This window comes from Actinomadura madurae, from assembly GCF_900115095.1.
GTDB lineage: Bacteria > Actinomycetota > Actinomycetes > Streptosporangiales > Streptosporangiaceae > Spirillospora > Spirillospora madurae.
The window spans coordinates 358,791-385,394 of sequence record NZ_FOVH01000003.1; the positions used below are offsets into that span (position 1 = coordinate 358,791).

A 26,604-nucleotide genomic window follows, 5' to 3' on the forward strand; every position below is an offset into this window, starting at 1 on the left:
CGGCGAACCTCGGTGGGGTGCCGGACGTCGTACGGGTGGGGGGATGTGGCTTGCAAGCTCGGTCCAAGATTGTCAGCAAAAGTCGATATGGTCGCGGATATGCCAAATGAACCCGCCGGTGAGCGGTTGCTCGCCCGCCGCTACCGCCTGGTGACCCAGGTCGGCCGAGGCGGCATGGGGACGGTCTGGCAGGCGCACGATGAGGTCCTCGGTCGTGACGTGGCGGTGAAGGAGGTCATCCTCCCGCATGGTCTCACCGATGAGGAACGCGCCGTGCACCACAAGCGCACGTTCCGTGAGGCCCGCACCGCGGCCCGGCTCGGCCACCCCGGCGTCGTCACCGTCTACGACGTCGTCGAGGAGGACGACCGGCCCTGGATCATCATGGAGCTGATCAAGGCCCGCTCCCTGGACCAGGTGATCAAGCAGGACGGGCCGCTGGAGCCGCGCCGCGCCGCGGAGATCGGCCGGCAGATGCTCGCCGCGCTGCACGCCGCGCACGATGCCGGGGTGCTGCACCGCGACGTCAAGCCCAGCAACGTGCTCATCACCGGAACCGGGCGGATGGGCGAGCGCGCCGTGCTCACCGACTTCGGCATCGCCACCGCGTCCGGCGACGCCACCCTCACCCAGACGGGCCTGGTCATGGGCTCGCCCGCCTACATCGCGCCGGAGCGGGCCCGCGGCCGCGTCGCCGGCCCCGCGTCCGACCTGTGGTCGCTCGGCGTCACGCTGTACGCGATGCTGCACGGCAAGTCGCCGTTCGAGCGGCCCGAGCCGATGGCGGCGCTGGTCGCGGTGATCTCCGACGAGCCCGACCCGCCGGAGAAGGGCGGCCGGCTCGTCCCGGTCATCGAGGGGCTGCTGCGCAAGAACCCCGACCAGCGGATGGACGCGATCGAGGCCGGCGCCCTGCTGGACGACATCGTCCGGCAGGAGAGCATCGACACCCAGCGCACGATGGCGGTCGAGTTCCCCGCCGAGGAGCTCGCGGACCCCCGCACGACGCCGCCCGAGCCGTCCGGCGACGCGCCGCGCCCGGCGGACGAGGGCGCGCGGCCGGACCAGCTGACCAGCTTCGACCTCCCGCCCGCCCCGCCGCCGTCCCGGCCGCGGACCGCGAGCCCGGGGGAGACCGCACCCGACCCCGACCGCGTCAGGTCGTGGCGGTCCGGCCAGCCCACCGAGCCCGCCGACCGGGTCACGGCGGCGTCGAGCCGGGCGCCGTCCGAACCCGGGCCCGCCACGCACTTCCCGCCGACGACCCACCACCCGTCCACCGGGCGTCCCGCGCTCGCGTCCAACCGCAACGTGCTGATCGTCGCCGCGGTCGTGCTCGTCGTCATCCTGATCATCGCGGGGATCGCGCTCGCCAACGGCGGTGACGACGGCCGCGACGCCCGCAAGGAGGGCGCGACGACCCCGACGAACGCGGGGAAGGGATCGTCGTCCGCCTCCACCCCTTCCAAGAAGCCGGAGAGCGGCCCGCCCGCCGGGTTCAGGAAGCACGCGGACCGCACCGGCTACACCGTGTACGTCCCGGAGGGCTGGAGCGGGCCCGAGCGCAAGACCGGCGGCGACTTCTTCTACGCGCCGGGCCGCAAGACCTACCTCCAGATCGGCCAGACCGGCGACCCGGGCGACAGCGCGATCGACGACTGGCGGCAGCAGGAGCGCGGCGGCTCCGGCTGGCCCGGGTACAAGCGCATCGAGATCGCGCCCACCGGCGACGAGCCGCCCGTGCCCGACAGCAAGGACGGTGACAAGTCCGCCGACTGGGAGTTCACCTACGACGGCGACGGCGGCCGCAAGCACATCCTCAACCGGGGATTCGTGACCAACGGGCACGGCTACGCGATCCTGCTCTGTGCCCCCGACGACGACTGGGACAAGGTGTTCTCCGACCTCCAGCCGGTATACCGGACCTTCAAGCCCGCGGACGACTGATGGACGGGCGCCTGCTCGCCGGTCGGTACCGGCTCACATCGGTCGTCGGACGCGGCGGCATGGGCACCGTGTGGCGCGCCCGCGACGAGACCCTCGACCGCGAGGTCGCGATCAAGGAAGTCCTGCTCCCGGACGGGCTGAGCGACGCCGAGCGGGAGAACCGGCACCGCCGGACGCTGCGCGAGGCGCGGGCCTCGGCCCGGCTGAACCATCCGGGCGTCGTGACCGTACACGACGTCGTGGACGAGGACGACCGGCCGTGGATCGTCATGGAGCTGGTGCGGGCCCGTTCTCTCCAGGAGATCGTGGAGGAGGACGGGCCGCTGCCGCCCGGCCGCGTCGCGACCATCGGCCGGCAGATCGCGGGCGCGCTGCGGGCGGCGCACGCGATCGGCATCCTGCACCGCGACGTCAAGCCCGCGAACGTGCTGGTCGCCGACGGCGACCGGGCCGTCCTCACCGACTTCGGCATCGCCCAGATGGCCGGCGACGCGACCCTGACCGGGACCGGGCTGCTCATCGGGTCGCCCGCGTACATGTCGCCGGAGCGGGTGAACGGCGAACCGGCGATCCCCGCGTCCGACCTGTGGGCGCTCGGCGCCACCCTGTACGCCGCGACGGAGGGCAGGGCGCCGCACCACCGCGGCGACCCGATGGCCGTCCTCGCGGCCGTGATGACGCAGGACGTCCCGCCGCCGAAGAACGCGGGTCCGCTCGCGCCCGTGCTCACCGGCCTGCTGGAGCGCGACCCGGTCCGGCGGCTCAGCGGGGACCGGGCCGAGGAGGCCCTCCAGGCGGTCGCCTCCGGCCACGCCGTGCACATGGCGAACGCGCAGATCGCGTCGAACGAGGCCACCGCGGTCGACGGGCCCGCGGGCTCCGAAGTGCCCCCGCCCCCGCCCCCGGTCCAGGTGCCGGTTCCGCCGGACATGACGACGCAGTACCCGCCCGGGACGGGGCAGCAGTGGACGCCCACCCACGCGCCGGCGTCGTCGCGCAAGAGGTCCTCGGTCGTACCGGTCCTCGCGGGCGCCGCCGTGGCCGCGGTGATCCTGGGCGTCGCCGGGTTCGTCTTCTGGCCGGAGGGCTCCTCTTCCGCCGGCGGTCCGGGCACGGGCACGGGCACGGCGCAGTCGCCGCCCGCCCAGCAGACCTCCCCGACCACACCCGCCACCACGCCCCCGGCCACGTCCACCTCGACGCCGGGCAGCACCGTGGCACCGCTCCCGCCCGGCTTCGTCCGGGGCACCGGCCCCGGCTACACGATCGGCGTCCCCCGCGGCTGGCGGCGCTCCGTGCAGGGCAACAGCGTCGTCTGGACCGACCCCGCGTCCAGCGCGTACGTTCAGGTCGACCAGACGGTGTGGTCCGGCGACCCGTACGAGCACTGGGTCACCTGGGAGCAGGAGGCCCGCGCGGACGGCAAGCTGAAGGACTTCCAGCGGATCGGGGAGATCACCCGCACGACCGTCGCCGGACTGCCGGCGGCCGACATCGAGTTCACCTGGACCCGCGGGACAGGCGCCACGCGCGCCCGCGACCGCGGCGTCATCGCCGGTGGCCGGCCGTACGCCGTCGTGGTGGCGGTTCCCGCCTCCCAGTGGAACGGGAACGAGGCACTCGTGAAGAATGTGCTCGACACGTTCCGTCCCTCCGGGGTGGGATGACCAGTGGGGGGACCCTCTAGCCATGGCACAGGCACATCTGCTCGGTAACCGCTACCGCCTCGACTCGGTGGTCGGCCGGGGCGGCATGGGCACCGTGTGGCGCGCCTTCGACGTCATGCTGGACCGCGAGGTCGCGGTCAAGGAGGTCGTGTTCCCGCCGGGCCTGAACGAGGACGAGCGCGCCGTCCTGTACGAGCGGACGTTCCGCGAGGCGCGGGCGTCGGCGCGGCTGAACCACTCCGGGGTGGTGACCGTCCACGACGTGGTGCAGGAGTCGGACCGGCCCTGGATCGTGATGGAGCTGGTCCTCGCCCCGTCGCTGCAGGACATCATCGAGCGGGGCCCGATGGAGCACCACCGGGTCGCCGACATCGGGCTGCAGATGCTCGGCGCGCTCCAGCACGCCCACCAGAAGGGCATCCTGCACCGCGACGTCAAGCCCAGCAACGTGCTGATCACCGAGACGGGACGGGCCGTCCTCACCGACTTCGGCATCGCGCAGATGGAGGGCGACTCGACGCTCACGCAGACGGGCCTGGTCATGGGCTCGCCCGCCTACATCCCGCCGGAGCGGGTGCAGGGCGAGCGCGCGGTGCCCGCGTCCGACCTGTGGTCCCTGGGCGCGACGCTGTACGCGGCCCTGGAGGGCCGGTCGCCCTACGAGCGGTCGGACGCCATGTCGTCGCTCCAGGCCGCGCTGACCGAGCCCGTCCCGCCGGCGCGGAACGCGGGGCCGCTCGCCCGGGTCCTGGACGGGCTGCTGGTGCGCGAGCCGGTGCACAGGATGACGGCGGCGCAGGCGCAGCCCCTGCTCACCCGGGTCGCCGCCATGCCCCCGCCGCCCCCGCCCCCTCCGCCGGTGCCCTCGCGGCCGAGCGAGACGGTGGCGGACGAGCCGTCGGCCCGCTTCCTTCCCGACGAGGCGTCCGAGACCGTCCTCGACCCCGACGAGCTCGACCAGGTCACCCGCCGCGACCCGGGCGACTCCGGCGACCTCGACCCGGTGACCCGCCGCGATCCCGGCGACTTCGACCCCGTCACCCGCCGCGATCCCGGCCGGTTCCAAGATCAAGGACGGCCCCGCGAGCAGGGCCCTCCGCAGAAGCAGGACGGGTACCCGCCGCCCGCGCGGCCGGGCCGGAACCAGGAGGTGCGTACGCTCCTGGAGACGGAGTGGGCGCCGCCGCCCACCCCCGGGCACCCGCCCCCGCCCGTCCAGCAGTCCGGGCCGCGGCCGCACCCGAGCCTGCCGCCGCAGACGCCTCCGCCCTGGGAGCTGCCGCAGCAGTACGCGAACTGGCAGCAGCCGCCTCCCGTCCACGACCGTCCCGGCGGAAGCGGAGGCGGGGAGCGCCGGAAGACGGTGCTCATCGTCACGATCGCGGTGGTGCTCGTCGTGGCGGCGGTGCTGCTCGGCGCGTTCATCCTGCGCGGCAAGCTCAACACCGGTTCGCTCGACCGGCCCGCCGCCCCGGCGTCCGTGACGGCGAGTGCGGCGTTCCGTTCACCGCCCGCCGCCGTCACCGCGTAGGCCCGGCGGCTCGCCCTCCACCCGCCCGAGGCCAGGCGAGGTCAGGCGGGGTCGGGCGGGGTCAGCTCCCGGCGGCCAGCGAGTCCAGGGCCGTGCGCAGATCGGCGACGTGCGCGTCCAGCCCGTCGGCGGGTTCGCCGGACCGCATCCGGGCGACGTCCTCCTCGACCCGGGCCAGCCGCTCGTCGAGGGCCGCCAGGAACCGGTCGCAGCCCGTCAGGCCGCCCTCGCCCTCGTCGTCCCCCGCCTCCAGCGTCTGCCGCAGCAGCCGCGCCTGCTGCTTGAGCTGCAGGTTGCGGCGGTGCAGCTCCACGAACACCGACACCTTCGCGCGCAGCAGCCACGGGTCGAACGGCTTGGTCAGATAGTCGACGGCCCCGGCCGCGTACCCGCGGAACGCCTGCTCGCCGGCCTCGCCGCCGGCGGTGAGGAAGATGATCGGCACGTCCCGGGTGCGGGGACGGGACTTGATGTGCTCCGCCGTCTCGAACCCGTCCATATCCGGCATCACGACGTCCAGCAAGATCAGCGCGAAGTCGTCGTTGAGCAACTCCTTCAGGGCCGCCCGGCCGGAGGTGACGGGCACCACCTCCACCGGCAGCGCGTCGAGCACGGCCGCGAGGGCGGTCAGGTTCTCCTCGCGGTCGTCGACGGCCAGGATCCTCGTGTCGCTGGGCACCGGACTCCCTCGGGTCGGGGGCGGCGTGTGCCGTCCACCCTGTCACGTCGCCGCGCTCGGCAAAAGTGAAGCGCCGCAGAGTAAAAGTTCTAGGGCAGCCAGCCCGGTTTGACCAGTCCCGACTCGTAGGCGAACACGACGAGCTGCGCCCGGTCCCGCGCGTTGAGCTTCACCATCGTGCGGCTGACGTGCGTCTTCGCGGTCGCCGGGCTGACCACCAGGCGGGCCGCGATCTCCTCGTTCGACAGGCCCTCGCCGACCAGCGCCATGACCTCGCGCTCCCGCTCGGTGAGCGCGTTCAGCCGCGGGGACGGCGCCGGTTCCTTGGCCCGCGCGGCGAACTCGGCGATCAGACGGCGGGTGACGCTCGGCGAGAGCAGGGCGTCCCCGTCCGCGACCGCCCGGACGGCGTGGATCAGCTCGACCGGTTCGGTGTCCTTGACCAGGAACCCGCTCGCGCCGCCGCGCAGCGCCTCGAAGACGTACTCGTCCAGCTCGAACGTGGTGAGGATCACGATCTTCACGCCGTCGAGCCGCTCGTCGGAGGCGATCCGCCGGGTCGCCTCCAGGCCGTCCAGGCCCGGCATCCGGATGTCCATCAGGATGACGTCGGGCCGCAACCGGCGCGCCTGCGCCACCGCCTCCTCGCCGTCGCTCGCCTCGCCGACGACCTCGATGTCGGCCTGCGCGTCCAGCAGCGCCCGGAACCCGGCCCGCACCAGCACCTGGTCGTCGGCCAGCATCACCTTGATCACTGCGCACCCCTCCCGGGCGTGGCCGTCTCGCCGGCCGCGTCGCCGTCCGCTCCGTCCAGCGGGAGCCGCGCCCGGACCCGGAACCCGCCGCCGGGCCGCGGGCCGGCGTCGAACGCGCCGCCGAGCGCGGCGGCCCGCTCGCGCATGCCGCGGATCCCGGCGCCGCCCGGACGCTCGTCCAGCAGGGGGACGCCCCGGCCGTCGTCCTCGACCTCCACCACGATCTCGTGCTCACCGTAGGCGATGCGGACCCGCGCCGTCACCGGTCCGGGACCGGCGTGCCGGGTCACGTTCGTCAGCGACTCCTGGACGATCCGGAACGCGGCGAGGTCGGTGCCGGCGTGCAGCGCCGGCTTCTCCCCGGTGACCTCGGCCGTCACCTCCAGCCCGGCGGACCGGGCGCGGTCCAGCAGGTCGTCCAGCCGGTCCAGCCCGGCGGTGGGGGCGCGCGGCGCGGTCTCGCCCTGCGCCCGCAGCGCGCCGATCACCCCGCGCATCTCGCCGAGCGCCTCCTTGCTGGCCTCCTTGATCGCGGCGAGCGCGGTGCGGGCCTGCTCGGGGTTCTCGTCCATCAGGTGCAGCGCCACGCCCGCCTGGACGTTGATCATCGAGATGTTGTGGGCGAGGACGTCGTGCAGCTCCCGGGCCATCCGCAGCCGCTCCTCGCTGGCCTGGCGGCGCTCCTCCTCGGCCCGGGTGCGGGCGGTCTCGGCGGCCCGCTGCCCGCGCATCCGGATCAGCTCGGCGGTGACGAGCACGACCAGCGCCCAGCCGACGACGAAGCTCGACCCGCCGAGGGTCGGCTCCTCCACCGGGAAGGGGCCGTCCTGCCCGCGTTCGGCGGCCGGGACGCCGATCAGCGCGGTGAGGGTGAAGAACGCCGCGAGGCCGGCCCCCGTCCCCGCCCAGACGACCGGCCGGTGCCCGGCGACGACGGCGGCCATCATCGCGACGACCAGGGCGAGCGGCGCCGGCCCGTAGGTGTAGGCGCGCAGGAAGTACAGGGCGGTCACCGCCGCGGTGGCGCACACCGTGAGCACCGGGTTCCGGCGGCGCAGCAGGAGCAGGGCCGGCCCCGCGAGCAGCAGCCCGATGCCGAGCGGATCCAGGTCCGTGTGGCCCACGGGGTCGCCGCCGCCGCTGTGCCACGGCGGCCCGGACGTCCCGTCGGACGGGCGGTCGCGCTGCGCGCCGAGGGATCCGACGAGCTGGACGAAGGCGACGATCAGCGGGACGACCCATACCGGCCATGCGGCCGGGCGCGGCCAGTGCGGCCGGACCTGGCCGGACGGCGGTGAGGTGCTCATTCCTGCACGGTAGGTCATGGGTCTCCGGCCGCACGTCGCCCCCGGGGAGTGTGCTCCGCTACTCCTCGTGAGGTACCCGGCGCAGGTACCCGGCACTTCGGGATCAGTAGGGCGTCCAGCGGATGGGGAGGTGGGCGAAGCCGTGCCGGGTGCTCGACCTCAGCCGCATCGGCTCGCCCGCGAGCCGCGGCAGGCCGGGACGTTCGAGCAGCGCCACGAGCAGGGCGCGCAGGTGCACGCGGGTCAGCCGGGCGCCCAGGCACGCGCGGTACCCGTACCCGAAGCACAGGTGGGGGAGGGTCTCGTGCAGGAACCGGTCGGGGACGAACCGCCCCGGCTCGGCGTACACCTCGTCGTCGTGGTTCGCGGAGACCAGCCACAGGAGGACGTGCTCGCCGGCCAGCAGTGGCACGCCGCCGACGTCCGTGGCGCGCTGGACGGTGCGCGATACGTGGAGCACGGGCGTCCACCAGCGCAGCATCTCCTCCACCGCGCTGTCGATGAGCTTGTCGTCGGCCTGCTCCTCCCGGAGGCGGACGTACTCGGCGGGGTGGCGCAGCAGCGCGAACAGGCCTCCGGCGAGCGTGTTGCGCAGCGTCTCGGGCAGGTCGGGCGCGACCTGGCCGACGAAGTCGACCGGCTCCCGGGGCGGGATCCGGGCGAGCATCGCCTGCGCGGGAGGGTCCATGTCGATCAGCGCGGCGCCGTGCGCGTCGTCGGGGACCGGGCCGGGCGGGTACGCGTCGTCGCCGGTCAGCGGGCCGTGCGGCACGTCGTCCATCCGCGGGGCGAACAGCTCCGGGCGCACGAGGGCATGGCGGACGTCGTGGTGGCGCAGCACGGCCCAGGCGCCCGGCCGCCCCGCCGCGCGCCCGTCCAGCCACACCACCGGCGTCCGCGCCCGGAGCCGTTCGAGCCGGTCGTGGGGGACCCCGCGGGCGTAGGTGTCCGCGCGGTCGAGGAACCCGGCGTCGGATAGGGGCGTCGCGCCTCGCCGTTGAGGCATGGAAGACCTCCTCTACCAGCCGACGCTAACGCGTGGGAGCCGGACCCTGGAAGACCGGATTCGGCCGCCCGCTGGGAGAAGTCCTCTCGAATCGGTGGATTCAGCCCGCGAGCCACTCCCCGGTCTCCACGCTGACGAGGCCGTGCCGGGCCGCCTCGATCACCGCTTCGCGCTGCGAATGCACGCCCAGCTTGCTGAGGACGCTCTGCACGTGGCTGCGCGCCGTACTGCGCGTCACCCCCATCGCCTTGGCGAGCGCCTGGGTGGACTCGCCGCGGGTGAGCCGCGTCAGCACCTCGCGTTCCCGGGGCGTGAGGAACTGCGCGACCTTCTGCGCCTGGCTGCGCCGGCCCCCGCCGCCGCGCGCCGCCACCTGGTCGACGACGACCTCGCCGTCCGCGACCCGGCGCAGCACGGCGAGGATGTCGCCCGCCTGCTGCCCCTTGTGCGCGAACCCCCGCACGCCCGCCGCGACGCCCGCGTCCAGCACCGGCTGCTCCAGGTAGCCGGTCAGCACGACGAAGCGCGTGCGCGGCGAGGAGGCCCGCAGCCGCGGCATCCAGTCGAGCGCGGTGCCGGACGGGAACTGCAGGTCGATCAGGCAGGCGTCGGGCTGCCTGGCGCGCAGCAGCGGCATCGCGTCGGCGGGGGAGTAGGTCACCCCCACGACGCTGTGCCCGGCGTCCGCCAGCACCAGCGACAGCGACTCGGCGAAGACCGCGTGGTCGTCGCAGATGATCATTCTCATGGATGGGGCCGCCAGTCGTCGGCTCCGGTGTCGGTGAGGACGCCCGCGGCCTCGTCCGGCGGCGGTGCCGCCGGCAGCAGCATCCGGACGCGCGCCCCGCCCATCTCGCAGGTGCGGATCTCCAGGCTGCCGCCGTACCCGGAGATCAGGTCGTGCACGATGCCGAGCCCGAGCGACGCCAGGCCCGGCCGGGCCCGCCCCCACCCCGCGCCGAAGCCGGGGCCGTCGTCGTCGACCTGGATGACGACCCAGCCCCGCCCGGCCTCGACGCCCACGTTCACCCGTCCCGCCGCGACGCGGCAGGCGTTGTCGAGGACGTTGCGGACGGCGCGCCACAGCGCCACCGGGTCCATGTGGGCCCACGCCTCGGTGCCGGTGAAGCACACCTCGTGCGCGGTGGCGAGGCGCATGCCGGTGACGACCTCCACGGTGAGCTCGTCCACCCGGATCCGCTCCGGGCTGGGCAGCGGCTGGTCGTCGTCGTCCTCGTCGAGCCGGCGCAGCAGGTGGTCGAGCCACCGCGTCTCGCCGAGCAGCTGGTCGATGCGGGCCCGGCTGGTCTCGCCGACGTCCTCCGCGACGACGACGGCCGAGGCCAGCATGATGATCGTTCCGAGTTCGTGCCGGATGTCGTGCCGCAGGCGCCGCCTCCACAGCACCTGCCCGCCGCGGTCGGACGTGCCCGCCCGGTCGCGGTCGTCGAAGGCTCCGGGCCCCCCGGTGCCCGCGAGCGTCCCCACGCCCGCGGGATCGTCCGCCGGGGAGGACCGAGCCCGTCCGTTGTTCATGAGGACCCCCGTCCGCTATTCCAGCACCCTGTCGACGGTCACCCGGAGGGCCCGCCGATGTCCAGTCAATTGGCCGCAAGAGACCCGTCTCTGACCAGAAGCGGTCATCGCCCCACGAACGTAAACTTCGCTCTTCGGAGGGACGTCACAGCCTTAATAGGGACAGCACGCGAGCATTTCTTTCATGCCGGTGGCGTAGCCGATTTGCGCATTCCGGCGGGTGTGCCGGCGGGGCCTGGGAGAGAGAGTCTGGACATGCCGACGGTCACATTTCTCGGACATGCGGGGGTGGCGGTGGACGCGACCGCGTTCCACCTGCTCGCGGACCCGTGGCTCGCTCCAACGGGGGCCTTTCTCGGAGCCTGGCACCAGTATCCGAGAAACGATCATCTGGATCTCGCCCCGGTGCTCGACGCCGACTGGGTGGCGGTCTCGCACGAGCATCTAGATCACTTCGATCCCTGGGTCCTGGACCGCCTTCCCGTGCGAACCCGGATCCTCATTCCGTGTTATCCCGGACCCGCGTTCCGGGAGCGGATGACGGCCGCCGCGGGCGGCCGCCAGGTAATCGAGATCCAGCCGTGGGAGAAATTCCCTCTGGACAATCGGGGCTCCTGGATCACGGTTATTCCTGAACTGTCTCCCATGTGTCATGACGCCGCCTTTCTGATCGTGGCGGACGGGCGCGGAATCCTGCATTGCAACGACGCCCGGCTCACCGCGGCGCAGGCCCGCCGGGCCAAGCACCTGGCGGGCGGCCGGCTGGACCTGATGGCCCTGCAGGCGTCCGGGGCGTCCTGGCACCCGATCTGCTACGAGTACCCGCCGGAGGAGATGGCCAGGGTCTCGATGGCCAAGCGCACCTCCAAGCTCCGCGCCGCGCAGCGCCTCGTCCGGCAGACCGAGCCGGAGCTGGCGGTCCCGTTCGCCGGGCCGCCGTGCTTCCTGGGCGCGGAGGTGGAGCACCTCAACTGGGTGCTCGACCAGGCGGACGGCGCGTTCTGCGACCCCGAGGCCGCCACGGCGTGGCTGCGCGAGCACCTGCCGGGGCAGCGCTGGGACTACTTCAAGCCCGGCGACACCGTCGACCTGGACACCGGCGAGATCATCCGGGACCCGGTGTCCGCGGAGTTCTCGTTCGCCGACGCCGGCCGGGAGGCCTATCTCAGGCGGTACACCGCCGACCGGGCCGCCGCCCTCGCCGAGGTCATGGCGGAGCACCCGGAGCCGGGTCCCGACCTGTTCGACCGGTTCACCGCCCACTTCGCCTACCTCGGCGGGCTGAGCGACTACTTCCTCGAACAGATCTCGATGACCGTCCGGTTCGACATCACCGGCCCGAACGGCGGCGTCTGGGACGTCGACTTCGCGCCGGGCGGCCTCACGGTGTCGCAGGCGTCCCCGGACGTCCGCCCGCACTACCGGATCACCACCGCGGGCCGCTGGCTGGACGGCGTGCTGTCCGGCCGGATGGCGTGGGAGGACCTGCTCATCTCCTTCCGGGTCAGCCTCTACCGCGACCCGGACGTCTACAACGACTACCTCGTCGGCCTGCTCAAGCACGCCAACGCGCCCGCGCTGCAGGCCGTCGAGGCGTACGAGACCGGCCGGGACGAGAGCGAGCGCATCACCGTCGAGAGCGACGGCGCCCGCTACGACATCCCCCGCTACTGCCCGCACGCCGGCGAGGACCTGGCGGTCGGCGCCGTCGTCCGCGACGGCCAGATCCACTGCCTGGCCCACAACTTCGCCTTCGACCTCGCGACCGGCAACTGTCTCAACGCCCGGGCCGCGAACCTGACGAGCCGGAAGGTCTCCTGACCGGAGCCCCGTCTCCTGACCGGAGCCCCGAGTCGGACATATGCGGTGTGTCCGACTCGGGGTTTCTGATCTACCTGTGCTAGGTTTCTTGCCTGCTCGTACGGGGTTTGAAGGGGTGCGCGGGTTGAACCGCAAGAAGGTCGGCCTGTGGGCCGTCGGATTGATTCTGACCGTCGCCGTGATGGAGATCCTGGCCCTGCGACTCGGGTCGCTGGAGTTCCCCGTCCCCACCCACTCCGATCAACGCCCCGCGGTGGCCGACCAACCCGGCCAGTAGCCCCGCGCGCCTCTCCGGAGGGCCGGGCGACCGCACCTCCGGCTACCTCCGGGCCAGGTTCCGCGCCTTGATGAGGCTCTGGAGGTCGGGGTGGTCGCCGCCGTAGGCGTCCGACAGGGAGGGGCAGGCCCATTCGTCCTGGCGGCCCCAGGAGTAGGAGATCTCCAGCGGCGGGCGGGGCGTGAGCCTGTCCCAGCGCGCGAGGATCTTGCGGAACTGGCCCTGCGTGGGCATCCAGTACTTCCGGTCGCCCTTGGAGCAGCTCTGCCCGAACGTCTGCAGGACGGGCGCGATCCGGTCGCGGGGGATGCCGGCGGCGTCCGCCATCCGGACCATCCGGTCGATGGCGCCGATGTCGCAGTGCTCGCGGGTCTTCGCCGAGCCCTTGCACGGGTAGGGGTCGAGGCCGACGAGGTCGACGCCGGTGCGTTTCGGCGTGACCGGTTTCATCGGCCAGTCCGTCAGCGAGATGAACGAGATCTGCCGGGGCGCGTGCCGCTCGACGTACGCGGCGCGGCGGCGGATCTCCTGCGCGATCTTCGGGCAGTCGCCGGGGTTCGGCTCGTCCGACAGGTACCACCCGTAGACCTTCGGGTCCTGCCCGTACCGGTGCACGGCCTGCGTGAAGGCGTCCCAGCCGAGCTCGAAGCCGCCGCAGGTGAAGTTGCCGACCCACAGCAGCGCCTGCATCCCGTCGGGGACGCCGGCGACGAGCGCCGGGTCCGCCTTGACGTCCACCAGGTCGTAGCCGAGCGCCCGGAGCCGCGGGTAGTCGGACGGCTCGGTGTTCAGCGCGATCCGGCGGGTCTTGCCGGGTTCGGCGGCCGGCGTGCCCGGTGAGGCGAGCGGGCCCCGGTACGGCCGGTAGCGGTCCGCCCGGTACTGCAGGTAGAAGAGGATGCCGGCCGCCAGGACGACCGTGACCACGACGGCCGAGATCCTGAACCGGACGTCCCGGATGTCCATGACGTCACTCCCCGATGGTGGTGGTCAGGCGGCGGAGCCGGGCTCCTCCGCGGTGCGCCGCGCCGCGTCCTGGGCGTCCTTGACGCCCCCGGCGACCTGCACCGGGAGGGGCGGGACCGGGATGCGGAGGATGTGCTTCACCGTGTCCCAGAGCGCGCCGAGCGTGGCGCGCATCGACGGGTCCCGCAGGTAGACGGCGTCGACGGCGATCCGCGCCGGGACGATCCGCTCGATGTAGTTGACGAGGTCGACCTCCTCGCCGGGACCGAGCACGTCGAAGTCGCGGAACCGCACCTCCGACAGGCCGGTCAGCCCCGGCCGGTGGTCGAAGATCCACCGGCTGGCCGCGTCGTAGTGCACGGCGAGGTCGTAGGTCTCCGGGCGCGGCCCGACGAGCGTCATCTGGCCGCGCAGCACGTTCACCAGCTGCGGCAGCTCGTCCAGCGACCACTGGCGCATCAGCTTGCCGACCTTCGTCAGCCGCGGGTCGCAGTTGGCGGTGACGGTGAGGCCGCCGACGCCCTGCCGCATCGTCCGGAACTTGTACATGACGAACGGCCGCCCGCCCTGCCCGACGCGGGTCTGCCGGAACACCCCGGGCCCGGGGCTGGACAGCCGCACCAGCAGGAAGAGGAGCAGCAGCGGGACGCTGAGCAGCAGCAGCCCGGTGACCGCGCCGGCGATGTCCAGGACGCGGCGCGCCGCGGACGGGGGGACGCCGTCGGACGGGTCGACGGGACGGCTCACGAGCTCGGACATGTCGGTCACCCCTTGTCTACGGGTGCGGGGCCTTGGGTCGCGGGTGCCGTGGCCGCGGTGGCCCCGGCCCCGGCGTTCTTGACGTGCTGGAACCAGACGAGGAGCGCGGCGGTGGTGGCGACGAACGACAGGGACGTGGCGATCGCGGCGCCGATCGCGCCGTGCGCGGGAATCAGGACCGCGCCGAGGATGACGACGACGACCAGGCCGATGCCCTGCCCGGTGGAGGCGGCGCCGGGGCGCCCGACCCCGTAGAGGTAGGCCATGACGAGTCCGGTGACGCCGAACGTGACGACGCCCGCGAGCCTGATGTAGGTGGGCACGACGGCGTCGTCGAACACGTCCCCGAAGACCCAGGGCAAAGCGGTCCCGGCGATGAGGGCGAGGGGCAGCGCGGCCAGCGCGGACACGGCGAGCGCCGGCAGGATGAGGCGGGACGTCCGTCTCGTCGCGGTCTCCCGGTCCTCCTTCGCGAAGTCGGGGTACAGGACGTAGTTCACCGCGAGCCCCGGCAGCTGCACCAGCTCGGCGAACTTGCTCGCGACCGTGTAGACGCCGAGGACCTTCGGGCCGGCGAGCGCGCCGAGCAGCGCCATGTCGAACCGGAGCTGGAGCAGGTCGATGAGCTGGCCGAGGTAGCCGCGGAACCCGTATCCGGCGATGGACCGGCCGAGCCGCCGGTCGGGGCGTCCCCACCCGGCGAAGAACCCGCGCCGCGCGAGGCGCCGGACGATCCACGCGGCGGCGGCGACGTCGGCGAGCACCAGCCCGGTGATCAGCGCGCCGGGCCCGTACCAGCCGGTCAGGATCACCAGGTAGATCGGCAGGAACACGAACTCCTCGACGGCGATGGCGAGGCTCGCGCCGGGCTGGTCGTCGGTGCCCTGGAGCAGCCCCTTGCCGACCGAGACGAACCCCTGCGTGAACGACGGCGCGGCGGCGGCGATCGCGACCCAGATGCCGAACGACTTGAAGAACACCAGGTAGATGAGCGGGCTGAGGGCCAGCCAGGCGAACCCGGAGATCGTCGCGCCGATCACGGTCAGCCACGCCAGCGTGGGCCGCACCCGGCTCTGGTCGTAGTCGGGGCGGGCGAGGAAGAACGGCGCGGCGCCGGGCAGCCCGGCGCTGGACAGCTGGCAGAGCAGTCCCGGCAGGATCCGGACGAGCGTGAACGCCCCGACGAGCTTCGGCCCGCCGATCCGCGCGACCATGATCGTCGCGATGCCGAGCGAGGCGAGCGCCCCGATCCGTCCCGCCATGTTCCCCGCCACCAGCGCCAGCAGGCGCCGCCTGATCGCCCTGCCCCGGGGATCGCGACCGGAGGGAGGCGGCTCGTCCTCGACGGGCAGTGTGGCGACCGCCGTCTCACTCCCGCCCTCCGCACGAGCGGGTTCCGGCGGTTTCGGAGAGGGCGCCTTGGCAAGGGGCACGGCCTCATCGCTCTTGGGCGGCGACCCCGGCCCCGGATCACGGTCCGGGCGGCCGGAGGGCGCTCTGGGCCCGGGGGCCGCACGGCGTCCCGCCCGCGATGGGGGCGCCAAGAGGCCGCCTCCTTGGGCGGATCGAGACAGGTCCAGCGCTGCTATCAGGCCGAACACGGCCCAGCCGTGGCGGTAGTGGAGGGTCTCGTAGAAGAGGCCCGAGATGAGGAAGACGGCGATGAGCGCGCCGAACAGTTCGGGTCGCGGCACGAGCCGCGCGTACTCGCCGGTCAGCGCGTTCCGCCGGGCGATCCGCACGCACTTCAGCAGCAGCACGAACACGAGCACGATGAGCGCGACGCCCCCGAGGAAGCCGCGTTCGAGGACGGAGGCGACGTAGTCGTTGTGCGCCTCCCGCACATAGGTCTCCTGCCGGACCAGCATCTCCTTCTCGGTCTGGCCGGGACCGATGCCCCACGGGTGCGTCTGCTCCTCGATCATCTGGATGGTGGTGGCGAGGACGGTGCTGCGGGAGTTCGTGCTCTCCCCGGTCGTCCGGCCGATGGAGTCGCGCAGGATGGGGGACGTCTGGCTGGCCTGGTCCAGCAGCGGCTGGATGTTCACCTGCGTGACGACCGTGACGCCCGCCCCGCCGACGAACACGGCGAACGCGCCGATGGCGATCGCGTGGTGCGCCCTGCCCTCGCGGACCAGCCGGAACAGGTGGCCGAGCAGGATCGCGATGATGAGCGCGAGCAGCCCGCCGTTGGAGCCGGTGAGGAGCTCGGCGGTGAGCAGGATCCCGCAGACGGCCCACCGCCGCCACGCCGTCCCCGGGTAGCGGGTCGCGCGGGCGATGAAGAAGATGCAGATGAACCAGTTGGACGCGTAGTTGGCATCGCCGAACGTGAACATCGCCCGCTCGCCGTCGACCTGCTTGCCGGAGAGCGCGTCCAGGCCCAGCACGAAGCCGGTGATCATGACGAGGGCGTAGCACGTCCCGATGGCGACGAAGGCGCGGAGCGCGACCCGCAGCAGGGACGGGTCGCGGCCGAGGTTGGCGAGGCTCACCCCCCACAGCAGCACGAACAGGTCCTTGACCAGGGTCAGCGCGCCGGCGTCGTTGACGATGGCCGCGATGCCGCCCGCGATGATCGTCAGCAGCGTGGGGATGAGGAACGGCCACCGGACGGGCAGCTTGCGCGTGCCCGCCCACAGCATCGCCACCGCGGTGACGCCGATGAGCGCGAGGTCGGGCAGCCCGGTGTTGCCGGGGCCCGGCGGCAGCCCGAACGGCATCAGCATCGGCAGCGAGGCGATCCCCCCGACCAGCACGACGGTCGTCAGCCGCGCGCCGCGCTTGAGCGGCGCGGGCGCCCGCTCGGCGCCGCCGCGCGCGGGGGCCTCGATGGTCGCGGTCATGGGCGCCTGGAGTTCCCGCGGTAGGTCTCGTCGAGGACGGTCCCGAGATGCTCGGGCGAGAACCACTCGCCCACCCGGGCGCGGGCGCGCCCGGCCATCCGCGCGGCGGCGGCCGGGTCGTCCAGCAGCGCCGACACGGCCGCGGCGAGCCCGTCCGGGTCCTCGGGCGGGACGAGCATGCCGGTCTCGCCGGCGAGCACCAGGTCCTGGTTGGACGGGACGGCCGTCGCGACCAGGGGGATCCCCGCGCCGACCGCCTCGACCAGCACGCAGGGCAGCCCCTCCCACCGGCTGGCCATCGCCATCACGTCGAACGCGGGCAGCACGTCGGCGATGTCGTCGCGGTGCCCGAGCCAGCGCATCCGCTCGCCGATGCCGAGTTTCGCGGTGAGCCTCTCCAGCTCCTCCGCCATGGGCCCGCCGCCGGCCCACAGCCCGAACACGTCGTCGGGCAGCCGGGCGATCGCCTTCGCGAAGATCTCCGGGCCCTTCTGGAACGTCAGCCGGCCGATCGACCCGACGACCTTCACGCCGAGCGGCAGGTCGAGGCGGCGGCGGGCCTGGGCGCGGGAGCCGGGCGCGGTCGCGTAGGCGTCCACGTCCACGGCGGGCCACGACAGCCGCACCCGCTCCGGCGACGTCAGCCCGAGCCGCAGCGCCGTCGTCACGGTCTCCGAGCCGATCGCGAGGAACGCGTCCGTGCGCTTGGAGGCGATCCGTTCGAGGCCTATGTATACGCGTCGCCGCGCCCACGACTGGAACTCGTTGAACGGGAACCCGTGCCAGGTGTGGACGATGCGGGGCACGCCCGCGCGGGCCGCCGCGACCCGTCCGATCACGCCGCCCTTCGCGCTGTGGGTGTGGACGACGTCGTAGCGGCCCTCGGCCAGCACGCGGGTCAGCGTGCGCAGCGCGGCCAGGTCGTCGCGCGGCGAGATCTGCGGCACCAGCGGCCCCACCTGGACGATCTCCATCCCGGCCGCGTACGCCCGGGGGGTGAGGTCACCGGCGGCGGCGTTGGCCACGGCCTCGTCCCCGAAGAGGACGCCGTTGCCGGTGGACGAGGCCGTGCTGTCCATGCCGACGCCGCCGGTGACGATCGCGCGCTCGTAGTCGCCGTCCGGGAGGGCCAGCGCACCGTTCAGCGCGACCTGGCCGGCGCCCCCGTTGAACCGGGTGATCACCGTGGCGACTCTGAGCTTCCTGGTCGTACTCACGTGCACACCTCACAGGCCGGGTGGGTCGGGGCTGCACCCCGCGTCGCAGAGGCAGGACGGGCCGGGCGGCGGGGGGTCGCCGGACGGTTCCGGGCGCCGGGCCGGGTGGTACTCGGGCAGCAGCCGGCGCAGCAGCAGCCGCACGGCGCCGTCGTCGCCGGCGCCGGCCGCGGCCTCCAGCTCGTCCAGCAGCTGCGGCAGCCCGGCGGGCGGCGCGGCCGGGCGGGTCGCCCAGATCTTCGGGTGGGCGGTGCGGATCCGGCGCTCGGAGTCGGCGAACACCTTCTCCGCGAGCTTCTCGCCGGGGCCGAGGCCGCTGAACCGGATCGTCACCTCCGGCAGCCGGAGCTGCTCGGCGTACCGGTGCACGAGGTCGATCACCGGGACGGGCCGGCCCATGTCGAGGACGAACGTCTCCGCCTCCTCCGCCATCGCCGCGGCCTCGATCAGCAGCCCCGCGGCCTCCTCCACCGTCATGAAGTGGCGGGCGACCTCCGGGTGGGTGATCGTGACGACCTCGCCGGAGGCGATGCGGTGCGCGAGCAGGTCCAGCAGCGGGCCCGCCGTGCCGAGCACGTTGCCGACGCGGACGGCGGCGAAGCAGGTCGGGCCGCCCGTCGCCGTCCGCAGCAGCAGCTCGCCGAGCCGCATCGTCGCGCCGAACACCGACGTCGGGTCGGCGGCCTTGTCGGACGAGACGAGCACGAGCCGCTCCACGCCGTGCCGCACCGCGCCGTCGATGAGGTGCCGGGTGCCGAGGACGTTCACCGCGACGCCCCGGCACGGGTCCCGCTCGACGTCCGCCAGCGCGTTCCGCCCGGCCATGTGGAAGACCAGGTCGGGCCGGGCGTCCCGGAGGATCCGGTCCACCCGGCGCTCGTCCCGGACGTCGGCCCGCGCGGCCGTGACGCCCGGCAGCGCCCGGCGCAGCCGCGCCAGCCCGGCGCCGTCCCGGTCGACCAGGCACAGCGCGGCCGGTTCCAGCCGCTGCACCTGGTGGCACAGCGCCCGGCCGACCGTCCCGCACGCCCCGGTGACCAGCACCCGCCGGCCCCGCACGAGCCGCCGCCCGCGATGCCCCGCCATGACGACCTCGTCCCGTCCCATCAGCAGGGCCAGCGGGCTGGCCGGGACCGCGGCGGGGGGTGCGGCCCCGGTGCGGCGGCGCGGCAGGAACCTTCGCACGATCAGCTCCGGGTCCGCAGGGCCTCGGTGAGTGCGGACACGACGCGGTCCCGGCCGTCGGCCGTCAGACCCGGGTACAGCGGCAGCGACAGCAGCTCCTCGCCGACCCGGTCGGTCACCGGCACCTGCGCGCACTCCTCCGCGCCCAGGATCTCCAGGTAGGCCGTCATCTGGTTCGCCGGGATGAAGTGGACGGAGGTCGCGACGCCCGCCGCCTCCAGCCGCGCGCTGATCGCGTCCCGGTCCTGCACCCGCACCTGGTAGAGGTGCCAGGCGTGCTGGACGCCGTCGAGGTCCCGCTGCGGCAGGACGAGGCCGGGCAGCCCGCGCAGCGCCTCGTCGTACGCCGCGACGATCTCGGCGCGCCGCTCCTGCCACCCCGGGAGCGCGGCGAGCTGCGCCCGCCCGATCGCCGCCTGGACGTCGGTCATGTTGGCCTTCAACCCGACCGTCTTCACGTCGTACCGCCAGCTTCCGCCCGGCAGGTACCGCTTCCAGGAGTCCTTGCTCATCCCGTGCATCCGCATCGCGCGGACCCGGTCGGCGAACTCCTGGTCGGACGACGCCACCGCGCCGCCCTCGCCGATCGGCATGTTCTTCGTCGCGTAGAAGGAGAAGCAGGCCGCGAACGACTCCGATCCGACGGGCTTTCCGTCCCGCCCGGCGCCGGGGCCGTGCGCCGCGTCCTCGACGACCCGCGTCCGGTCGAGGCCGGCCGCCTCGGCGAGCGCCGGGACGTCCACCGGGTAGCCGCCCTGGTTCTGCACGATCATCGCGGCGGGCGCGCAGCGCCCCGCCGCCGCCGCGACCGTCTCCGGGCTCGGGACGAGCGTGTCCTCGTCGATGTCGACCAGCACCGGCCGCAGGCCCGCGTGCAGGATCGCGTTGATCGCGCCGCAGAACGTGAGGCTGGGCGTCAGCACCGCCGACCCCGGCGGCAGGTCCAGCGCGCGCAGGCACAGCTCCAGCGCGGTCGTGCACGAGGCGACCGCGACGACGTGCGCGGCGCCGAGGTGGTCGGCGAACTCCTGCTCGAACGCGGCCGTCTGCGGCCCCGTCGTGATCCAGCCCGAGTCGAGCACCTTGACGACGGCGTCGGACACCTCGCCGGACACCGACGGGATCGTGAACGGTACGGACGAACTCATCTGCTACCCCTTGATCTTCCGGGACGTGGCGACGACGCCGAGCAGCGGCCAGCCGGACGCGGTGACGAGGTCGCGGACGGTCTCCAGCCCCGACACCCGCGTCACCGGCCCGACCACGACCACCACGCCGACCTCCTCGTCCGAGCCCGGATCGATGTCCTCGAACGCGTGCACATGGCAGAGCTGGCGGAGCGGGACCGGCTGGGTGACCTCCGAGGGGGACACCTCGGCCGACTTCTTCGACATCACGGCGGTGCCGCCGGCGCGGACGACGGACGTGCTCTTCGTGCCGCCGCCGGGCCCGCCGCTGTTGAGGGACGGCCCGTCCGGCCGCTCACCGTCGCCGCCCTCGCCCTCGCCGGCGTCGCCGGGCCGGCCGCGTCCCGGCCGCGCCTTGACGACCTTCGTCTCGTCCCCGTACACGGCCGCGGCGATCGAGGACACCAGCTCGGCCGGCAGCGGCCCCGGCGCGCCGACCAGCGTGACCCGCCCGACGCCCTCCTTCTTCGCGGCCAGCCGGATGCGGCGGCCGAGGTCGGCGAGGCGCGCCGGTCCCTTGTCGGACCAGCCGAGCAGCGGCACCCCGAGCCGCCGCGCGACCCGCCGCTGCCCCGGGATCGTGGGCCGGACCATCTCCGTCACGACCGCGATCAGGATCCCGCCGATCAGCCCGACCAGCCCCGCGATCGCCGCCATCATCACGACCGGGTTCGTCCGCGGCGCCAGCACCGCCGGCTGCACCACCGACGCCGTCCCCGACTGCGACAGCTGCGTCTGCAGATCCGACCGGTTCGACCGCAGGTCGGTCAGCTCGGCCTGCACCCGCTCCCGCTCGTTCGCGGCGCCGATGTCGGGGTTCGGCTGCGCGCCGGCCCGCCGCGACAGCGGGCCGAGCTTCTTCTCCAGCGACCGGACGCGCTTGTCGATGTCGTCCATCTGCTGCTTGATCGAGCCCTGGTTGGAATCGTTGATCTCCTTGACGACCGCGGCGCCGATCGCGTCGGTGAGCCGCCGCGCCACGCCCGGGTCGGCGTCCTTCACCGACAGCTGCACGACCGTGGACGTGCCGAGCCCGGTCACCTCGATCGCCTTGGCGACCTTGACCGTCGGCCGGTTCACCTTCTGCTGCCCGAGCACCTCGCGCAGCAGGTTCTCGCTGGTCGCGAACGCCTTCACCTGGCTGACCACGATGGACACGCCCGCGTCCCCGGGCGCCGCGTCGGTCGCCCTGCTGCTCGCCTGCAGCCGCGACTGCGCGACGTACGGCGGTTCCTTCCCGCTCATCACGACCCCGACCAGCAGCAGCGGAAGAACCGTCATGGCCAGCAGCAGGGCCCAGTAGCTGCGCACCACCCGGGCGGCGACTTCGTCGATCTCCACGATCTACCCTCCGGCTTCGTCACGGCGAGCGTAGGAAGACCCGTCGGCGGAGCAATCGCCCAAAAGACGACCCCGCCCTACGCCGTTTGCATCAGGGCGGACGCCCGGTCAGCCGTCCGCGGAGGGGCGCATGCCGGCCCGCATGGCGAGGGTGATCGCCTCCAGGGCGGAGTGCATGTCGAGCTTCGCCAGCAGGTTCTGGGTGTGGGTGCGGACGGTGTTGGCCGACAGGCCGAGCCGCTCGGCGATCTCCGCGCGGCCGAGCCCGTCCACCATGCACTGCAGGACCTCGCGCTCGCGCGGCGTCAGCTCGGCGAGCAGCCCGGCGCCGGCCTGCTCGCCGCCGTCCAGCGTCAGCCGGCGCAGCACCTCGCCGAGCAGGTCGGGCGGGATCCAGCCGCCCTGCCGCGCCGCCGACCGGATCACCCGGGCGACGTGGTCGGCGCTCTCGGTCTTCTCCAGCCAGCCCACGGCGCCGCGGCGGACCGCCCGCACCATCGCGTCGAGGTCGCTCATCGCGGTCAGCACGACGACCCGCACGTCCGGGTGCCGCTCGCGGACCCGGTCCAGGACCTCCAAGCCGCTCTCCGCGCCCAGCGTCATGTCGAGGACGAGCACCCGCGGGCGCTCGGTGGCGGTCAGCGCGAGTGCGCGCCGCACGTCGGCGGCGATCGGCAGGATCACCAGATCGGGCTCGCGCCCGAGCCGCGCCGCGAGGGCCTCGGCGAAGAGCGCGTGATCGTCCACGATGAGGACGCGGATCGGTTGCATCCACCGACCATGACCGCTGCGGGGGCCCGGCGGATCCTGCAAACGCTGTACTTCGTTTCGGCCGTCCCGATCACCCGCGCCCGCACACTGCGTGATCTCCGCTGGTGACGGCGCCGGACAGAACCGTGCGCGGACGCCGGGCGGCCCCCGCCGGTTCACACGCGTCCGGACCCGGTCACCTGGAGTGCCGGGCGTTGACCGTCCGGGGCCGGCTGCTGATCCTGTGGCTGGAATGTCAAGGGGACGCACTGGCCTGCAGGGGATGCCACATGAAAGTGCTGATCACAGGGGGAGCCGGCTTCATCGGCAGCACGATCGCCTCCGCCTTCGTCGAGCGCGGGGTCACCCCCGTGGTGCTCGACAGCCTCATCACCGGCCGGCAGGAGTTCACCGCCGGCAAGATCTTCTACCAGGGCGACATCGGGGACGGCGGCCTGGTCGACCAGATCTTCCGCGACCACCCCGACATCATCGCGACCGTGCACTGCGCGGCGCTGATCGTGGTGCCCGACTCCATGGCGGACCCGCTGCGCTACTACCGCGTCAACCTGTCCAAGACCCTCGACCTCGCCGGTCACCTCGTCCGCAACGGCTGCGACCGGATGATCTTCGCGTCCACCGCCGGGATGTACCGGCCCGAGCCCGATCTGTCGGTCACCGAGACCTCCGAGCTCGAACCGCAGAACCCCTACACCCGCTCGAAGATGATGGCGGAGCTGCTGCTCCAGGACTTCTGCGAGGCCTACGGGCTGCGCGTCATCTCGCTGCGCTACCTCAACCCGATCGGGGCCGACCCGCGGCTGCGCACCGGCCTGCAGAGCAGCAAGCCCACGCACGCCCTCGGCAAGATGATCGAGTGCTACGACCTCGGCGTCCCCTTCAAGATCACCGGGGTGGACTGGGAGACCCGGGACGGCACCGCGATCCGCGACTACATCCACGTCTGGGACATCGCCCGCGCCTTCCACGAGGCGGCCACCCGGTTCGACTCGATCATCCCGCCGGTCGGGGACCACCCGCGCTACGAGGTGATCAACCTCGGCACCGGGAACGGGACGACCGTCCGCGAGCTCGTCGCCGCCTTCCGCGAGGTCGTCGGCGACTCCTTCCGGGCCGAGGACGCCCCGGCCCGGCCGGGCGACGTCGTCGGCGCGTTCGTGAATCCGGCGAAGGCGTGGGACCTGCTCGGCTGGAAGCCCGAGTACACCATCGAGGACGCCATCCGCCACTCCCTGCAGTGGGCCGACCGGCGCCGCGAGCTCGCCGCGTCCTGACCCTCGTCCACGGCCCGTCCGGCGAAAGCCCCGGACGGGCCGTGGTCATGTCTGCCGCCGGGGACGGGGACACCGCCCGCCCCGGCGCCGCTCCAGCGGCGTTCGCCGGCACATCCCCGGCGGACGCCGCCAAGTCGCGTCAAGACGTCCAGAGTTACTCTATGTATTCATTTAGCTACGCATCGTTGTAGCATCGCTGTTCTGTGCGAGTGAATCCGGGGTGTGGTCTGGGGATCATGAAGCGAGCATGGAGCGACAGGCGTATCCGCATCGGCACGGTGTCGGCGGTGGTCCTGACCGCGTCGGCGATGTCGATCGTTCCGGCGGGCCGGACCGGTCCCGTCCGGGGGTGCGTCTGCCACATCGCCCGGTCCTGCGCGTCGATGGCGCCGCGGGGGGGAGCGGCCGTGCCGGCGGCCGTCCCGCCTCCCCGGCACCTGGTGCCGCGGGAGGGGCATCCCGTTCAGAACGCCGCCCTTGTGCAACGGCAGGCCATTTCTCTTCCCGGGCATGGGGACGGCATCGTTCTCAAGTTCAGCCTTTACCGCGGAATTGGCGGCGGGGTGACGAGTTCGTTCACCCGCGATGGCCTGGCATTCACGTTCGAGAGCGGAGCCGGGGTCGGCGGCTCCTTTTCCGTGGGCTCGACCGTCGGGCGGCCGGACCCCGGCCCGGCTTTCGAGGCGCGGGCCTCGATGAGCAGCAGGCTCCGATTCGTCCGGCCGCCCGACTTCGGCCTCACGGTCAGCCACGACGGCATGCTGCAGGCCTACATGGACGCAAAGACGGGCAATTTCCGGACGCGTTTCCGGTCGAAGTCGGTGTCGCTCACCGGGGGCGGCGTCCACGGGAAGACCGAGGCGCCGGCGACCCGGAGGTCCTGGAGCCTCGGCACCGAGTTCAAGCTCGCCGGCACCTACACCGTCAGAGCGCCCTGGGGAGGCGTCTTCGACGTGTGGCGGGGGATCATCGGCGGCGTCCCCGGGGTGTGGAAGTCCCGGGCCCCGCCCGCGCACTCGGTCGACCTCCTCGGCTACGTGGCGGTGCTGGGCAGGGGCGTGTTCAGGCGCTCCGTCGACGTCCGCCCACGTGACACCCGGCTCCGGAGGGGGCGCGCGGGCCGGTTCCGCGGATCGCAGGCGTTCCGTGCCCTCCGCGTTCTCCGGGTCGTCAGGGGAGGCCGGAGGTCGCGCTTCGGACGGCCCGGCGGAGCGGCTTCACGAGCGTCGCGGAAGGGACCGCGCGGAGCGCGCCCTCCCGCCGCGCCGGACGACGAGGACCCGGCCGGAGCGCGCCGCAACGGCGCGGGCGGCGGGCCGCCGTTCGCGCCGTAGCGGCCATTTCCGGCGAGCCATACCGCATTCGCCCGAGTCGGCGGGTCGCGGGGGTGCGGTGCACCCGAAAAGGGGACGTGACTTCTGATCTGCACAAGTGGCGGTAAGCCTGATTTTCGCACTTTGCGGGCATTTTGAAAATCAGGCCACCCCGATTTAAGTTTGGTCACGGAGTTGTTATGATCATTGAGTTCGCACTGCGCGAACCAGCGTCACAAAAGGGGGAAAAGGAATGAAACGTATCGCTCGTGCGGCGACCGTGGCCGGGCTGGCCATCGGTGGCAGCCTCCTGGCCGTTCCCGCGGCCTCGGCCGAGGCCGCGGCGCCGTCGGACATCAACATCTACATCAATCCCCGCTACATCTCCGAGAGCGGCCCCGGCGACCTCAGCTACGCCGAGATCAACAAGTCGCGCGACGCCGCCGCGGTGATGGGGAACAAGCCGGTCACCACCGGCGACATCAAGCAGAAGATCCACGCCAAGAAGGTCGGCCCCGCGACGGTCGAGGTCGAGGGCCCCGAGCAGGACGTCGAGGGCGGCGAGGCCGCGGGCGCCCAGGGGGCCGAGGCCGCGGGCGCCGAGGGGGCCGAGGCTCAGGAGGGCGCCGCCCAGCAGGGTGCCGCTCAGGAGCAGGGTGCGGCTCAGCAGCAGCCCATCGCTCAGGAGCAGCCGGCGGCTCAGGAGCAGGGTGCTGCCCAGCAGCAGCCCATCGCTCAGGAGCAGGGCGCCGCTCAGGAGCAGCCGGCCGCTCAGCAGCAGCCCGCCGCTCAGGAGCAGGCTGCGGCTCAGCAGCAGCCCGCCGCCGAGCAGCAGTCGGCCGCTCCGGAGCAGGCCGAGGCCATGGAGGAGGCCGAGGCTCAGGAGGGCGCCGCCCAGGAGGGTGCCGCTCAGGAGCAGGGTGCTGCGCAGCAGGAGGCTCAGCAGCAGCCCGCGGCTCAGGAGCAGCCGGCCGCTCAGCAGCAGCCCGCGGCTCAGCAGCAGCCGGCCGCTCAGGAGCAGGCCCAGAACGAGGCGCAGGTCCAGCACAAGGGCGAGGCGCTGACCGAGGCCGTGAACCAGGGCCAGGCCGCGGTCCAGGGCTAGGACCGACCGTGGACGAGAGGAGGGCCCGCGCCAGGGCCGAAACCGCCCTCGCGGGCCCGCCTCCGCGGTACCTCCGCACGTAGGAGACGGGCGCGTGCGCCCATGTCATGCCTC

The 26,604-nt window shown here is 73.3% G+C and carries 22 protein-coding genes; 8 read left to right on the forward strand and 14 right to left on the reverse strand.

Annotated elements, in window-relative coordinates; genetic code table 11:
* Nucleotides 1-99: 99 nt before the first annotated feature.
* Genes BM339_RS51240 through BM339_RS11200 form a run of 3 tightly spaced genes read left to right on the forward strand, consistent with a single transcriptional unit; the run spans nucleotide 100 to nucleotide 5,145 of the window.
* Nucleotides 100-1,947 carry a serine/threonine-protein kinase gene (locus BM339_RS51240; RefSeq protein WP_075020797.1) on the forward strand — a complete coding sequence of 616 codons (1,848 nt, stop codon included), beginning with the start codon at nucleotides 100-102 and terminating at the stop codon, nucleotides 1,945-1,947.
* Nucleotides 1,947-3,614 carry a serine/threonine-protein kinase gene (locus BM339_RS11195; RefSeq protein ID WP_083597548.1) on the forward strand — a complete coding sequence of 556 codons (1,668 nt, stop codon included), beginning with the start codon at nucleotides 1,947-1,949 and terminating at the stop codon, nucleotides 3,612-3,614. Before BM339_RS51240 ends, BM339_RS11195 begins: the two co-directional genes overlap by 1 nt.
* Before the next feature lie 22 nt (nucleotides 3,615-3,636).
* On the forward strand, nucleotides 3,637-5,145 hold the full coding sequence (locus tag BM339_RS11200) for a serine/threonine-protein kinase (RefSeq protein WP_075020798.1): 1,509 nt from the start codon (nucleotides 3,637-3,639) through the stop codon (nucleotides 5,143-5,145).
* Between the two features lie 61 nt (nucleotides 5,146-5,206).
* Here the strand turns inward: BM339_RS11200 and BM339_RS11205 are convergent, their stop codons facing one another.
* The 6 genes from BM339_RS11205 to BM339_RS11230 all read right to left on the reverse strand — a co-directional run bounded on the left by BM339_RS11205 (nucleotide 5,207) and on the right by BM339_RS11230 (nucleotide 10,428).
* Nucleotides 5,207-5,824, reverse strand: a complete 618-nt coding sequence (locus tag BM339_RS11205; protein ID WP_075020799.1) for a response regulator — start codon at nucleotides 5,822-5,824, stop codon at nucleotides 5,207-5,209.
* An 89-nt stretch (nucleotides 5,825-5,913) separates the two neighbouring features.
* Nucleotides 5,914-6,579 (reverse strand): response regulator, encoded by a 666-nt coding sequence (locus BM339_RS11210; RefSeq protein ID WP_021597215.1) that lies wholly within the window; start codon nucleotides 6,577-6,579, stop codon nucleotides 5,914-5,916.
* On the reverse strand, nucleotides 6,576-7,886 hold the full coding sequence (locus BM339_RS11215; RefSeq protein WP_024936584.1) for a sensor histidine kinase: 1,311 nt from the start codon (nucleotides 7,884-7,886) through the stop codon (nucleotides 6,576-6,578). Before BM339_RS11215 ends, BM339_RS11210 begins: the two co-directional genes overlap by 4 nt.
* A gap of 103 nt (nucleotides 7,887-7,989) precedes the next feature.
* Nucleotides 7,990-8,892, reverse strand: a complete 903-nt coding sequence (locus BM339_RS11220) for a cytochrome P450 (protein ID WP_075020800.1) — start codon at nucleotides 8,890-8,892, stop codon at nucleotides 7,990-7,992.
* A 100-nt stretch (nucleotides 8,893-8,992) separates the two neighbouring features.
* Nucleotides 8,993-9,640: a response regulator gene (locus BM339_RS11225; protein WP_081842930.1), complete on the reverse strand. Its 648-nt coding sequence runs from the start codon at nucleotides 9,638-9,640 to the stop codon at nucleotides 8,993-8,995.
* The gene (locus tag BM339_RS11230; RefSeq protein WP_143118362.1) at nucleotides 9,637-10,428 is read right to left on the reverse strand and encodes a sensor histidine kinase; all 792 of its coding nucleotides are present in this window, start codon (nucleotides 10,426-10,428) and stop codon (nucleotides 9,637-9,639) included. Before BM339_RS11230 ends, BM339_RS11225 begins: the two co-directional genes overlap by 4 nt.
* Before the next feature lie 645 nt (nucleotides 10,429-11,073).
* Between BM339_RS11230 and BM339_RS11235 the strand changes: the two genes are divergently transcribed.
* Nucleotides 11,074-12,249: a Rieske (2Fe-2S) protein gene (locus BM339_RS11235; protein WP_256255297.1), complete on the forward strand. Its 1,176-nt coding sequence runs from the start codon at nucleotides 11,074-11,076 to the stop codon at nucleotides 12,247-12,249.
* 124 nt (nucleotides 12,250-12,373) lie between these two features.
* Complete coding sequence (locus tag BM339_RS49730) at nucleotides 12,374-12,526, forward strand: hypothetical protein (RefSeq protein WP_021597945.1); 153 nt, start codon at nucleotides 12,374-12,376, stop codon at nucleotides 12,524-12,526.
* A gap of 42 nt (nucleotides 12,527-12,568) precedes the next feature.
* Here the strand turns inward: BM339_RS49730 and BM339_RS11240 are convergent, their stop codons facing one another.
* The 8 genes from BM339_RS11240 to BM339_RS11275 all read right to left on the reverse strand — a co-directional run bounded on the left by BM339_RS11240 (nucleotide 12,569) and on the right by BM339_RS11275 (nucleotide 22,798).
* Nucleotides 12,569-13,492, reverse strand: a complete 924-nt coding sequence (locus BM339_RS11240; protein WP_021597946.1) for a hypothetical protein — start codon at nucleotides 13,490-13,492, stop codon at nucleotides 12,569-12,571.
* Between the two features lie 24 nt (nucleotides 13,493-13,516).
* Nucleotides 13,517-14,251, reverse strand: coding sequence for a sugar transferase (locus BM339_RS11245; protein WP_143118363.1), 735 nt, complete (start codon nucleotides 14,249-14,251; stop codon nucleotides 13,517-13,519).
* A 5-nt stretch (nucleotides 14,252-14,256) separates the two neighbouring features.
* On the reverse strand, nucleotides 14,257-17,097 hold the full coding sequence (locus BM339_RS11250) for a lipopolysaccharide biosynthesis protein (protein WP_075020801.1): 2,841 nt from the start codon (nucleotides 17,095-17,097) through the stop codon (nucleotides 14,257-14,259).
* Entirely contained in the window at nucleotides 17,094-18,314 is a 1,221-nt protein-coding gene (locus tag BM339_RS11255; RefSeq protein ID WP_033334084.1) for a glycosyltransferase, read from the reverse strand. The genes BM339_RS11250 and BM339_RS11255 overlap by 4 nt, the downstream gene beginning before the upstream one ends.
* 9 nt (nucleotides 18,315-18,323) lie before the next feature.
* Nucleotides 18,324-19,499: a polysaccharide biosynthesis protein gene (locus BM339_RS11260; protein WP_075020802.1), complete on the reverse strand. Its 1,176-nt coding sequence runs from the start codon at nucleotides 19,497-19,499 to the stop codon at nucleotides 18,324-18,326.
* A gap of 2 nt (nucleotides 19,500-19,501) precedes the next feature.
* Entirely contained in the window at nucleotides 19,502-20,647 is a 1,146-nt protein-coding gene (locus tag BM339_RS11265; protein WP_021598430.1) for a DegT/DnrJ/EryC1/StrS family aminotransferase, read from the reverse strand.
* 3 nt (nucleotides 20,648-20,650) lie between these two features.
* Complete coding sequence (locus BM339_RS11270) at nucleotides 20,651-22,027, reverse strand: YveK family protein (RefSeq protein WP_075020803.1); 1,377 nt, start codon at nucleotides 22,025-22,027, stop codon at nucleotides 20,651-20,653.
* A gap of 108 nt (nucleotides 22,028-22,135) precedes the next feature.
* Nucleotides 22,136-22,798, reverse strand: coding sequence for a response regulator transcription factor (locus BM339_RS11275; protein ID WP_021598428.1), 663 nt, complete (start codon nucleotides 22,796-22,798; stop codon nucleotides 22,136-22,138).
* A 269-nt stretch (nucleotides 22,799-23,067) separates the two neighbouring features.
* Here BM339_RS11275 and galE point away from each other — a divergent pair, with 269 nt between their 5' ends.
* From galE to BM339_RS11290, 3 genes are all read left to right on the forward strand, one after another.
* On the forward strand, nucleotides 23,068-24,072 hold the full coding sequence (gene galE, locus BM339_RS11280) for a UDP-glucose 4-epimerase GalE (RefSeq protein ID WP_075020804.1): 1,005 nt from the start codon (nucleotides 23,068-23,070) through the stop codon (nucleotides 24,070-24,072).
* Nucleotides 24,073-24,308: 236 nt separating this feature from the next.
* Nucleotides 24,309-25,406, forward strand: coding sequence for a hypothetical protein (locus BM339_RS11285; protein ID WP_143118364.1), 1,098 nt, complete (start codon nucleotides 24,309-24,311; stop codon nucleotides 25,404-25,406).
* Nucleotides 25,407-25,638: 232 nt separating this feature from the next.
* Nucleotides 25,639-26,490: a hypothetical protein gene (locus BM339_RS11290; protein WP_143118365.1), complete on the forward strand. Its 852-nt coding sequence runs from the start codon at nucleotides 25,639-25,641 to the stop codon at nucleotides 26,488-26,490.
* Nucleotides 26,491-26,604 lie beyond the last annotated feature (114 nt).